Raw genomic sequence first — 13,383 nt, 5'->3', positions numbered from 1 at the left:
AATATCTTACCATTCGACAAATTTCACGTCAATACAGCTTTTTCTAAGTTTTTAGATATTTGTTAAATTAAATGTAGCAGCTATTGCTCTAATGAGTTTCACAGATTGAATAATCACAGCTGCAGCAAACACTGTATAAGGTTTTAAAGCAAAAAACGTATGATATCAGGTTATAAATACCCCTGACATCATACGCTTCCTTTTTCAATCTATTAAACAGTTATTCTACTCGCTCACCTTTATATCATATTTCCGCAGCCAATAATCAATCTGACAGAGATGGGCGATTAATTGCGGCCCCCGCATCAGCTGACCATACCAGGGATCTTTAAACTCTTTCCCGGTGCTTTCCACAATTTTTTCGACTTTGTCTTTCTTCAAAAATTCAAAAATTCTCGCTTCGGAATCGGTTAAGATTTTCCGCATCCACTGAGTCACCTGCTCTGTATATTCCGGCTGGAAGGTTCTTGGGTAAGGACTCTTCTTCCGATAAAGGACCTCCTGCGGTAAAATACCTTCCATTGCCTTTCTCAGAATGCCTTTCTCCCGTCCATTTGCCATCTTTATTTCCCAAGGAATATTCCAGACATACTCGACCAGATGATGATCTGCATATGGAACACGCACTTCGAGCCCTGCTCCCATGCTCATTCTGTCTTTTCTATCCAACAGCTGAGACATAAACCATTGTATATTTAAATAAAATAATTCCCTGCGCTTTGCATCGACCTTGCTTTCGCCATCCAGACGCGGTGTTTCTGCAATTGTTTCCTGATATCTGTCCCGTACATAATCCTCAATCTTTAATTTACTTTTCCAGTCATCATGGAGTAAATCAATTCTTCCATCTAAAGAGCGTATCCACGGAAAGCCGTCTCCGGCTGCTTCCGGATCATGAAACCAGGGATAGCCGCCGAATATTTCATCTGCGCATTCCCCTGACAATGCTACTGTAGTATGCTGCTTTATTTGGCGGCAGCACCACAGTAAAGACGAATCAATATCTGCCTGCCCCGGCTGGTCTCTCACCTCTACCGCTTCTTTTAATAAGGAGGCAAGCTCAATCCCTGTAATCACTTCTTCATGATGGTCTGTCGAGAAACTCTCCACCATTTTTTCAATCCATTTTTGGTCACTGGAGGGCTGAAATTTACTTGCCTGGAAATGATTTTTGTTACCTTGGTAATCCAGTGAAAAGGTAGGTAATGCTCCCAGTCCATTTTCTTTGTAATGATTTGCTGCGATCGCTGTAATGGCGCTGGAATCTAAACCGCCTGACAAAAAGGTTGATACAGGAACATCTGATACCAGCTGCCTCTCCACCGAATCAACGAATAGTGTCCGCACTTTTTCTGCCGTCTCCTCCAAAGAATCCTTATGTTCTTTACTTTCTAAATTCCAGTAACGCCAAACCTTTTTCCCTCCTCTGGTCAGCGTCATCGCATGGCCGGCTCTTAATTCATCGACATCTTTAAATAGTCCGTGTCCGGGTGTTCTTGATGGCCCTAAGCCAAAGATCTCAGAAAGCCCGCTTCGGTCAATATTGGCTGTTACTTGAGGATGAGCAAGAAGTGCCTTGATTTCCGAACCGAATACAAATGTTTTTCCTTTTTCACTATAAAAAAGCGGCTTTACTCCTAAGCGATCCCGTGCAATAAACAGCTTCTCTGCCGCTTCATCCCAAATAGCAAACGCAAAAATTCCATTCAAATGATCGACACAGTCTTCCTTCCACTCCATATAGCTGGTTAACAGCACCTCTGTATCTGAAGATGTAGTAAACGTATATCCCCGCTGCATCAAGCTTTTACGCAATTCCTCTGTATTATAAAGCTCTCCATTATAACAGATAACGTATTTGTTATGTTCTGACTCTTTCCGCATTGGCTGCTTTCCGCCTTCTAAATCTATAATAGAAAGACGTTTATGTCCGAATCCAACATGACCATCCAGCCAATAACCCGTTGCATCTGGACCACGCAAAGATAATGTATTTGTCATCTTTTCTAATATTTCCCGCTCATCACTTGCCCGTTTATCCCAGCTGATAAATCCGGTAATTCCACACAAATCTCATCATCCTCTCTGGCAAACTCCCCAGCTCCTCATTAGCCTATGCTCTTTTGGGCATGTTCGTGAACAAACAGGAGGATTTTTTAGAAAACGCTGACTTATGCAGTAACAAAGTTAAAACTTTTTTAACAGCAAAATAAAAAGACCATCCGAGTGAATGATCTTTTATTTATAACCTATTTTTCCTTTATAGAGATACCCTCTGAACCGCCGATAATAACAGTGTCAGCCATATCAATAAATAACCCTGTTTCAACGACCCCGACAATGGATTGTAATTTCCGGTCTAAATCTGCTGGATTCTTAATCTTTTCAAATGGACAGTCCACAATATAATTTCCATTATCTGTGATAAGAGGCTCTCCATCCTTCAATCGAAGTACTGGAGTGCAGCCCAGCTTCTCTATTTCATAGGCTGTACGTTCCCAGGCAAACTGTAGAATTTCTACCGGCAATGCAAATGCGCCTAAATGCTCCACCATTTTTGACTCATCCACAATAATAATTAATTTCTTCGCTGCCTGCGCAATAATTTTTTCCCTGAATAAAGCTGCTCCGCCGCCCTTAATTAACTGAAAATCCGGATCTACCTCATCTGACCCGTCAATCGTTATATCCAACTCCTTTGTTGTTGCAAAATCTGTCAAAGGGACACCAAATTCTTTGGCCCATTCCGCTGTCAGAATAGAGGATGGAATTCCTTCTATATCTAATCCTTCCTGCTTTACTCTTTCTCCTAAAGCACGCACGAACCAATATACTGTTGAACCGAACCCTATACCTACTTTCATACCGTCCTCTACTAATGATGCGGCTTTTTCACCGACTGCTTTTTTTAGTTGATCCTGTGTGTTCACGATGAATTCCTCCTGAATGAAGTTTTCTTTGAAACTGTGGGAACATAAAACTTTTACTACTTGTTTTCGATAGGGGTTAGTAACCCCCCAGCACCTGCTTTCAACTTTAGAAATCTGTAATTTTAAAGGGCCAACTTACCAATTTTTCTTATGTATCCGTATCCATTATAGCTCAAATAACGGTTTAAGGAAATGGTCGATTATTTGATATTTATGGATTTTGCAACTTTCATGAACTGATTTTCTTTTATAAAAACTCAATAAAACAATACTTGATATAATCAAAACACAGGGCTTCCCGTATTTTGTGCGAAATCTGGATTATAAAAGGTAATACTTTTCCAACAAAAAAAAGAATGCCCCTACGGACATTCCTTTTTACTAAATGTTATTCAGGTAGAACTGGTTCTTCCTGCGTAACACCAACTTCTTGCCATTCACTCCAGTCCAGAGCTGCAGAATAGCCTGTTACACGCTCGTTTACTGGCTCAAGAGCAGCACGATAAACTGTTGGGAATACCGGAATTTCTTGTACCATTAATTCCTGCCACTCTTTATAAACCTCTTGACGATGTGCAATATCAAATGATTCTTCTGAGTTACCCTCAGCGATTAAACTATCATTTTCTTCACTTGAATAACGAGAGTAGTTAAATGGAGCTTCTTTACCATATAAACCTGATGGATCTACATCAGAGCCAGTACTCCATGCACCTTGATAAATATCAATATCTGGATCATCTGCTTCTACACGATCATAGAATGCATTCATTTCATGCAGACGGCCATCTAATAATTCTACTTTTAATCCAACAGCTTCCCAAGCCTGGATATAGTAGTTAGCAATTGGTTCAGCAGTGTCTCCGCCTTCCATAGATGCAAAGTTAATTACTAATTCTTCCCCGTCTTTATCTTCACGGATTCCATCACCATCAACATCTTCATAACCAGCTTCATCTAAAATCCGATTTGCTTCATCTGGATCATACGTAGGAGCTTCTACTTCATCATTATAGAAATCTGGATATGCCGGACCAATCAATGTTGTTGCGTTCCAGCGTAATCCCTTATAGAATCTTTCTCCTACTGCATTATTATCTACTGCATGCCACATTGCTCTTCTCAGCTCTACATCAGCCATTTTCGCATCAGGATCTGTTACAACTTCAGCGTTGTCAGCATCCCAATGACCTAATTTAAAGCCAATATACGTGTATGCATTATCAATAACTCCTAAAAATTCTACATTTGTTAAAGATTCCTCTACATCAGGATATTGATCTGTCGGGAAACCACCGGCTGCTATATCAATTTCTCCTGATTCAAGTGCTTGAACAACTGTTTCCGGACTGACAACTTTTAGAGTGGCACCATCTAGTTTTGGAGCGCCCTTCCAGTAATCTTCATTTGCTGTATAAGTTACAGACTCGCCAGGAACAATGGATTCAACTTTAAATGGTCCCATTCCGATTGGATTCTTACGAACCTCATCAGATTCTTCCATTTCAGCAATTGGAATATCTTCAAAAATGTGCTTTGGTGTTGCGTAAGCCCAAATACCACCAGCTAATAAAGATGGCCAAGCTTCTTTATACGTAATCTCTAAAGTTTTATCATCAATGATTTCAATACCTGAAATCGTATCTGAGTCTCCAGAATGGTACTCATCCATCCCTTCAATATTACGGAATGAAGCATCATAACGGATACCAGTATAATCTGGATGCCCAATAACTTCATAGGAATATGCCCAGTCTTCCGCTGTAACAGGCTCTCCATCATGCCAATTTACATTATCAGCAATTGTAAATGTAAATGTTCTATTATCTTCACTTGTTTCAAAGGTTGCAGCACCATCCTGAGTATAAGTGAAGTTTTCATCTGCGCTCAATAACGATTCATCAAAAAGGCCGATAACGTGTGCATCTGGATTACCTTGATAAAAATTCCAGTTTAAAATCCCTTCAAATACTGTAGAACCAACTAAACCATAGTTTAATGTTCCTCCATCAATTGCTTCTCCAGCATCGGTCTTTGTGTCCGAGAAATCTTCAATGGAATAAATTTGATCTTCTGATCCGCCTTCACCATCTTCTGTTCCTTCTTCAGTACCATCATCTGACCCGCCATCACCCTCGGCGTTATCATCTGATCCACTATTACAAGCAGCCAATACTAAAATAAGCATCAACATCATTGCCAGTAATAACTTCGATAAGCTTGCTTTCTTCATACTTTGAACCTCCCCTTATATTTACTAATTATGCCGGTTACTATTTTCCGGCTATCTATACTCCACACCAACTATTCAGAATAATTGATGAAAGTAACAAGTTACTATCCCCGTCTTTGACGGGCATCTGCAGCACGCTTTAATGCTTCTCCAACATTTCGGACAGCGAGCATTAGCACTAAAATCAATACTGCAGGCGGAACCCAAATCCACCATCTAAATTCTAAGGTTTGCGGGTTTGTTGCATAAGAAATCAATGTTCCTAAGCTCGGTGTGCTTTCCGGCAACCCAAAGCCTAAAAAAGACAATCCGGATTCTAAGCCAATATTTGCTGCTAGATTCAGCGTCATTGTTACAATAATTAACGATATAACATTTGGCATAACCTGCTTAAATATGATATTAAAATTAGATGTTCCCAATGTTTTCGAGGCTTGCGCGTAATCCAATTCCCTTTCCTGTAATGCTTTGGACCGGATTAACCTAGCAATCCCCATCCATGAGAAAGCTGACATAATTAATGAAAACGTCAATGTACTATAATCTGGAACAATTACTACAAAAACAATAATGATAAACAAGAATGGCAAAACGTTCATAAAGTCAAGGATACGCATCATGACATTATCTACGTGACCGCCAAAATACCCGGATACCAGACCAAAGGCAATTCCAAAAATACCGCTTAGCAGTGTCACTAAAATACCAATAGTCAATGAATTTTTAGTCCCAATAATCAATTGGCCAAATACATCTCTTCCTCCATAGTCTGTCCCCAGAATAAAATCCCCGCCGGGCGGCTGATGAATTGCAAATAAATCAACCGAAACAATCTGATCCTGATCCAAAAAAATGGATAGACCATATACAAATAGCATAACTAAAATTAAAAATATTAATGAAACAAGCGCCAATTTATCCCGATATAATTCTTTCAATAATATACGTACAACAGAAGGAGTTTTAGTTTGTTGCAATTCCTTCACATCCGTTGTTTCCATCTTTAATCACCTCAATATTATTAAGATTTCTACTTAATACGAATTCGTGGATCGACAATACTTAATATAATATCTGATAATAAAGCTCCCAAGATTTGCGCAATACCAAATATTAGCACAAGTGAGTTCGCAACACTAAAATCTCGCTGCGTTATAGATTCTAAGAACAGGAGCCCCGTTCCTGGGTAGCTAAATATCTTTTCCACAAATACCGTTCCAGTGATTAACGTTGTAATTTCCCAGCCAAAAAATGCAGCAATTGGCAATAAAGAGTTTCTAAAAATATGTTTATTATATACTCTCTGCTCACCTGCTCCTTTAGCACGAGCTGTAAGAATAAAATCTTTTTGCTTCGTATCAATAATTTCACTCCGCAGGTATTGAACGGTTGAAACGACTTGTATTAAAGCCATCGATATTCCTGGTAAGAGCGCATGATTAACTTTGCTTAGCCAATAGGCAACGGTTCCCGATTCAGACCCCGGTGCCACACTTCCACTTGTCGGGAACCAACTTAAGTTATAACCAAACACCCACAGCATAACTAATGCAAAAATAAACAACGGTGTAGCAAAACCAATGTAAGTGTAACCAGTAATTCCCTGATCGAGCATCGTATCATTAAAGCGTCCGCTAATTAGTCCTAAAGGAAGTGCAATTAAATATGTAAAAATTAATGTAACAATCGATAGAAGAATTGTATTTCCCATACGTTGACCAATTAATTCTGTCACTGGCATTTTGAAACGGAATGACTGTCCAAGATCACCATGAAGAATTCCTCCAACCCAATCAGCATACTGCACATACCATGGATTGTTTAAGCCTAATCTTTCCCGCTGCTGTTCAATTGCCGCTGGATCAATACTCGGATCAATCAATCCCGATAAAGCATCTCCCGGCATCATTTGGGCCAATATAAACACAATAACGCTCAAAATAATAATTTGCGGGATAGTAATCAATAAACGTCTGACTATAAATTTCCACATAAATTCATCAACCTTTCTGCGGTAAAGCAACCCGATGTGTATCTGAAATAGATTGCAGCTGGAATGCCAGTCCATCCTGATCAAAATAATCATCATAGGATTGTGTATATTCCTCTAGAACCTTTTTCCGATAATGAAATTGCTCTTCACGATTTTTTGGATTAATATCCGGGATTGCAGCAATTAAGCGTTTTGTATAAATATGCTGTGGATTCTCAAAAATTTCTTCCGTACTTCCCTGTTCCACATATCTCCCTTTATACATAATCGAAATATTGTCACACATATGCTTTACAATTCCCAAATCATGACTGATAAATAAATAGGTCAGGTTGAGTTCACTTTGAATCTCCTTTAAAAAGTTCAGCACTTGAGCCTGTACAGATACGTCTAAAGCAGATACAGGCTCATCCGCTATAATCAGCTTCGGCTTTAGGGCAATTGCTCTGGCTACGCCAATTCGCTGCCTCTGCCCGCCGGAAAATTCATGTGGATATTTAAAAATACTGTCAGGGCTCACATTAACAATGTCTAAAAGCTCCTGTACACGTTTGCGTTCTTCTTTTTTCGATAATTTTTCAAAGTTCCGAAGTGGTTCCGCAACAATATCCAGTACCCGTTTCCTTGGATTTAATGAAGAATATGGGTCTTGAAAAATCATTTGTACGTCTTTTCGGAATGCTTTGTTTTTTGTTTTTTTATCCGTAATATCTTTTCCATTAAATAAAACCTGTCCAGAGGTTATATCTTCCAGACCGATAATTGCCCGTCCAGTTGTAGATTTTCCTGACCCGGACTCACCGACTAAACCATATGTTTTCCCCTGTTCCATTTCAAAGGATACCCCGTCAACTGCTTTAATATGATCGACTGTCCGGTTGAGAATTCCACCCTTTATCGGAAAGTATACCTGTAAATCTTTTACCTCAAGAAACGCCATTTGCCTGCTCCTCCTTATTATCCGGGAAGTAAAAATGCTCATAACATGTGCATCTGACAAAATGTCCGGATTCTACTTCATGTAATTCTGGGTTCTCCTCATGATGTGAAGCATCAATCCAAGGAATCCGTTCTGCAAAGCGGCACCCTTTTCTTGGTAAATTTTTCAAGGTAGGTACAACACCCTGGATTACGTGAAGCCTGTCCTGTCCCTCTGTCGGTACTGAATTTAATAAGGATCTGGTATACGGATGCAACGGATTTGCAAACAGCTTTTCTACAGGTGCAATTTCCACGATCTGTCCTGCATACATAACAGCTACACGATCAGCCATTTCCGCAACAACCCCTAGATCATGGGTAATCAAAATAATACCTGCATGTATTTTTTCTTTCAGTTCACGGACTAAATCAAGAATTTGCGCTTGAATGGTTACATCCAAAGCTGTAGTAGGTTCGTCAGCAATTAACAACTCCGGGTCATTAGCAATCGCTATTGCAATAATAACACGCTGTCTCATACCACCTGATAATTCATGCGGAAATTGCTCGTAAACCCTCTCCGGTCTTGGTATTCCGACTAAATTAAGCAGCTCAATAGTGCGTTCTTTTCTGCCCTGCTGACCCAATTTTTTATTATGCAAAAATAAATTCTCTTCAATTTGTCTTCCTATTGGCATAAGTGGATTTAAAGCAGTCAGCGGATCCTGGAAAATCATCGCCATTTCGTCTCCACGTATTTTATTTAACTTTGAGTTCGACATTTTGACAATATTTTGATTATTCAGCAAGATTTCCCCTTCGATTTTCGCTTTTGTATGAAGCCGCATAATCGAGAATGCCAGAGCACTTTTACCCGAACCAGACTCTCCAACAATTCCCAATACTTCATTTTTATTCAAAGTAAGTGTTACATCATCCACCGCTGCGTAGTATTCATCACCGATACGAAAAGATGTTGAAAGGTTTTTTATCTTTAAAAGTTCATTACTCAACCTACATCCCCCTTACTAAATTGTTTGTTTTTTCATGCTGTATTTTATAGCAGCTTAAAATTTCAGAAAATCCCCCTTTTCAAATTTCCAAATAATCAGATGACGAAAATTTGAGTAATTTCTGAATAAAAAAATGCATGCTCGATCATTCAGTTTTAATTTTTGATAATTAAAATATTTTTGAACAAACATGGCATGGTCTCGGCTCGGCTCATCTACTAAATTATATTTTTTCTGCTCTCTGCAGTAATCTATGATATAAATTTAGTGTCTCTAAAAAGCGATTTTTCCTATCTTGCGGACGATATGTAATATGTAAAGAATATAATTGTTGTAATTTTTCTGAAAATTGTCCGTAAATAAATAAGAAAATTTATCGCTTTAACAGGCTAAAATCTATTCTATTTTTATTAATCTTTACTACCTCTAAAATATTGCAATTACATTTCAAAAATTTGAATTCGAAAAGTTTTCGTAAACAAATCTTAATATACTTTGAAATTATAGTTTATAACCTTGCTAAAATCAATAGGTTTTGACAAAAAATAAGATTGGCAACTGTATACATAATTTCCTGTATGTCACCAAAAACCTTTAAAATCAAGGGATTATTCCAATAATTTACTAAAAAATTAATTTAAATTTTTTCAATTTTCTTCTCTAAATTTTGTGTCGTTTTATCAAAAAAATCATCTATATATCGTCATAATTACCATATATTAACTGTTTTAAAGAAGGAAAAAATACTTTTGAAACAGGATAAAATTGGATAATAATATGCGTTATGTATTAATTAAATTCATAATACAATGCGAAAGCGGTTTTACAATTCATCCCTATTGTTCTGAAATAAGAAAGTATTCTTATAGATTTCCACAAATAAATGTTTTATTATGAGAGATTTATGACAACTTTTTGTAAAAAAGTAAATGCACTTGCTCACATTATTTACTGACAATACGTGGTTTGGTCCATTCGTGTGAATGATAATTCACACGAATGGACCAAGAGCACATATCAAGTCAATGAGTAATTCTTTAGTTCAACTTATATAATAAATAAAACTTCATTCAATAAGGGCTCTCCTCATTGAATGAAGTTATTTATAAAGCGACATATGATTTTACTTTTTTTGGTTTATACTTTTCGGATAACTCTTGAATTCGCTGCATGTTCCCGATATCGAGGTTTCCACCACTCACGATGACTCCGCAATGTCTAGAACGAAGCTGATGATGATGTGCGAATAAGGCTGCCAGAGCAGCTGCTCCAGCTCCTTCCATCAATGTTTTATTCCGTTCAAGCATATATATAATCGCTGCAGCAATTTGTTCATCAGTTACTGTTACAATATCATCTACATATTCTTGGATAATTGGCAATGTATGCTTTCCAGGTTCTTTGACAGCAATGCCTTCCGCAATCGTATCCACTTGCGTCAGCTTTTTCACCTGCTTGGTATGATAGCTGTCATAAATAGCGGCTGCTCCTTCAGCCTGCACACCAATTATCCGGATATTCCGGTTGATATGCTTTGCTGCTACTGCAATTCCGCTGATTAAACCGCCACCGCCAATTGGCACTAAAATGGTATCTATACGATCTTCCTGACGCAGCAATTCCATTGCAATGGTACCTTGTCCAGCCATAATATCATAATCATCAAATGGATGAATATAGGTTGCACCTGTTTCCAGCTGATGCTCCAGTGATGCCTGATAAGCTTCCTGAAAGCTTTCTCCTGTCAAAATAACGTCTGCACCATAATTTCTTGTTGCATTTACTTTAGCCAGCGGTGTTCCTTCTGACATGAATATCGTTGCCTTCACACCCAATTTTGAGGCTGCATGCGCAACTCCTTGGGCATGATTTCCGGCAGATGCTGTAATAACCCCATTTGCAAGCTCTTCATCTGTCATTTGCATCAGTTTGTAGCTTGCTCCCCGAAACTTAAATGCTCCGGTTTTTTGCTGATTTTCCATCTTGCAATACACATGCTTCCCTACCAGATCATCCGTTGTATGCGATGTTAACAGCGGTGTTTGATGAACAATTGGCTTTAATTTTTTCCATGCTTGATATACTTTTTCACCAGTTAAGCGATCCCCAAGTAAATCCACACTCCTTCAACCCTCTTATTCTTTATATTTTTCTATCTTATAATTTTCTCATATTTTTCTGTACTTATCATTTTTAAGCACGTTTTTCTTCAAATGCCTGAATCGCATCTTCCTCTAAAAGAGTCAGTGCAATATCATCCCAGCCGTTAAGAAGTTTCTCCTTATGATAAGCTGGAATATCAAAGGAAACGACGGTGCCGTCTGTATCTGTAATTTCCTGTTTTTCTAAATCAACATCTAATGTTAATCCCTGCTCTGCTTTTTTCATCCACTGCTGGACCTGCTCTTCATTCATCTTTATTACTAATATGCCGTTTTTCAAAGAATTATTATAAAAAATATCTGCAAAGTCAGGAGCAATGATAACTTTAAATCCGTAATCCTCCAGTGCCCATGGAGCATGTTCACGGGATGAGCCGCAGCCAAAATTATCACCAGCTAACAGGATTGTGGCATTTTCATATTTTGGCTGATTTAAAACAAAGTCATCACGCAGATTTCCATCATCATCAAAACGCCAATGGAAAAATAAAAATTCACCAAATCCTGTACGTTCAATACGTTTTAAAAACTGCTTCGGAATAATCTGGTCTGTATCCACGTTACCGCGATTCAACGGAGCAGCAATTCCTTTATGCTCTTTAAAAGGTTCCATTCCAAATTCCCTCCTAGCTTGGTACTCCGACAAATTGTCTTACATCTACGAAATGTCCTTCAATTGCCGCTGCTGCTGCCATTTCCGGGCTTACCAAGTGTGTACGTGCTCCGTTTCCCTGTCTACCTTCAAAGTTTCGGTTTGACGTTGATGCACATCTGCCGCCAGATGGAACAATATCATCATTCATTCCAAGGCACATACTGCAGCCTGAATTTCTCCATTCAAACCCTGCTTCAATGAAAATTTTATCAAGGCCAATCTCTTCTGCCTGCTGCTTCACCAGGAATGAACCTGGTACCACAATTGCTTTAATACCTTCTTTTACCTTCTTGCCTTCTACAATTTTAGACGCTTTTTTCAAATCACTTAATCGGGAATTCGTACAAGAGCCAATAAAGACATGATCGACATGAATCGATGTTATCGGCTGATTTTCTTCTAAATCCATATACTCTAAAGCACGTTTTACTTCATCTGGATATTCTGCATCCGCAATGGTTGGTGTAGAAGCACTGACTGGTACGCCCATACCAGGATTAGTCCCCCAAGTTACCTGTGGTTCAATTTCATCCGCATAAATGGTAACTGTATGATCATATTCTGCACCTTCATCTGTTGCCAGCGCCAGCCAATCTTCAGCCAATGCCTCAAAAGCTTCTCCTTCTGGAACCATTTCACGGCCACGCAAAAATTCCACTGTTGTTTCATCTGGACTAATTAAGCCGGCACGTGCTCCAGCTTCAATAGACATATTACAAATCGTCATTCTTTCTTCCATGGTTAAGTTACGAATAGCTTCTCCTGTATATTCCATCACGTATCCTGTTCCAAAACGAACGCCGAATTTTGCAATAATCGCAAGAATCAAGTCTTTTGCTGTCACACCTACGCCTAACTCTCCAACAACTTGAACATTCAATGTTTTCGGTTTATCCTGCCAGATAGTTTGTGTTGCCAAAACATGCTCTACCTCACTGGTTCCAATTCCAAATGCAAATGCTCCAAACGCTCCATGTGTTGATGTATGACTATCCCCACAAACGATCGTTTTTCCTGGCTGCGTTAAACCTAATTGTGGTCCAATAATATGCACGATTCCTTGATCCGGGTGATACATATCCGCCAGCTTCACTCCAAAGTCGGCACAATTCTTTTTTAAAGCTTCCATTTGTTTGATAGAAATTTCATCTTTCATGTTCTCTCTATTAATAGTAGGAACATTGTGATCCATTGTAGCGAAAGTAAGATCAGGACGTCTTACCTTTCGTCCATTCAATCTTAGACCTTCAAACGCCTGCGGAGACGTTACCTCATGAACAAGATGCTGGTCAATATATAAAAGAGCCGGTTTTCCTTCCTCTTCTTTTATAACATGCTTATTCCAAATTTTTTCAAATGCCGTCAAAGCCTTTCCCAATTTCTACACCTCCGAAACGATATATATTGTTTTCTATATAAGTTGAATTAAAGGTTTATAGCGATCGCTTCAGAAAAACACTACGCTTTCCACGGGCT

At 38.7% G+C, this 13,383-nt stretch carries 10 protein-coding genes; all 10 read right to left on the bottom strand.

The window, feature by feature from the left end; genetic code table 11:
• Window positions 1-225: 225 nt before the first annotated feature.
• Entirely contained in the window at window positions 226-2,070 is a 1,845-nt protein-coding gene (gene asnB, locus BN1068_RS05730) for an asparagine synthase (glutamine-hydrolyzing) (protein ID WP_077601869.1), read from the bottom strand.
• A gap of 179 nt (window positions 2,071-2,249) precedes the next feature.
• Window positions 2,250-2,930, bottom strand: coding sequence for a ribose-5-phosphate isomerase RpiA (gene rpiA, locus BN1068_RS05725; RefSeq protein ID WP_077601868.1), 681 nt, complete (start codon window positions 2,928-2,930; stop codon window positions 2,250-2,252).
• A 388-nt stretch (window positions 2,931-3,318) separates the two neighbouring features.
• The gene (opp4A, locus tag BN1068_RS05720) at window positions 3,319-5,163 is read right to left on the bottom strand and encodes an oligopeptide ABC transporter substrate-binding protein (RefSeq protein ID WP_077601867.1); all 1,845 of its coding nucleotides are present in this window, start codon (window positions 5,161-5,163) and stop codon (window positions 3,319-3,321) included.
• A gap of 104 nt (window positions 5,164-5,267) precedes the next feature.
• On the bottom strand, window positions 5,268-6,164 hold the full coding sequence (locus BN1068_RS05715) for an ABC transporter permease (RefSeq protein ID WP_077601866.1): 897 nt from the start codon (window positions 6,162-6,164) through the stop codon (window positions 5,268-5,270).
• A gap of 29 nt (window positions 6,165-6,193) precedes the next feature.
• Window positions 6,194-7,156 carry an oligopeptide ABC transporter permease gene (opp4B, locus tag BN1068_RS05710; protein WP_077601865.1) on the bottom strand — a complete coding sequence of 321 codons (963 nt, stop codon included), beginning with the start codon at window positions 7,154-7,156 and terminating at the stop codon, window positions 6,194-6,196.
• 7 nt (window positions 7,157-7,163) lie between these two features.
• On the bottom strand, window positions 7,164-8,096 hold the full coding sequence (locus BN1068_RS05705; RefSeq protein ID WP_077601864.1) for an ABC transporter ATP-binding protein: 933 nt from the start codon (window positions 8,094-8,096) through the stop codon (window positions 7,164-7,166).
• Window positions 8,083-9,090, bottom strand: a complete 1,008-nt coding sequence (locus BN1068_RS05700; RefSeq protein ID WP_077601863.1) for an ABC transporter ATP-binding protein — start codon at window positions 9,088-9,090, stop codon at window positions 8,083-8,085. The genes BN1068_RS05705 and BN1068_RS05700 overlap by 14 nt, the downstream gene beginning before the upstream one ends.
• 1,103 nt (window positions 9,091-10,193) lie before the next feature.
• Window positions 10,194-11,210, bottom strand: coding sequence for a threonine ammonia-lyase (gene ilvA, locus BN1068_RS05695; protein WP_077601862.1), 1,017 nt, complete (start codon window positions 11,208-11,210; stop codon window positions 10,194-10,196).
• A 73-nt stretch (window positions 11,211-11,283) separates the two neighbouring features.
• Window positions 11,284-11,865: a 3-isopropylmalate dehydratase small subunit gene (leuD, locus tag BN1068_RS05690; RefSeq protein ID WP_077601861.1), complete on the bottom strand. Its 582-nt coding sequence runs from the start codon at window positions 11,863-11,865 to the stop codon at window positions 11,284-11,286.
• A 13-nt stretch (window positions 11,866-11,878) separates the two neighbouring features.
• Complete coding sequence (leuC, locus tag BN1068_RS05685; RefSeq protein WP_077601860.1) at window positions 11,879-13,285, bottom strand: 3-isopropylmalate dehydratase large subunit; 1,407 nt, start codon at window positions 13,283-13,285, stop codon at window positions 11,879-11,881.
• Window positions 13,286-13,383: the final 98 nt, after the last annotated feature.

The sequence above is a fragment of the Oceanobacillus sojae genome (assembly GCF_900162665.1).
GTDB classification, from domain to species: domain Bacteria; phylum Bacillota; class Bacilli; order Bacillales; family Amphibacillaceae; genus Oceanobacillus; species Oceanobacillus sojae_A.
Note: the sequence above shows the minus strand (reverse complement) of the source record. Positions and strands in the feature narration are given on the sequence as shown.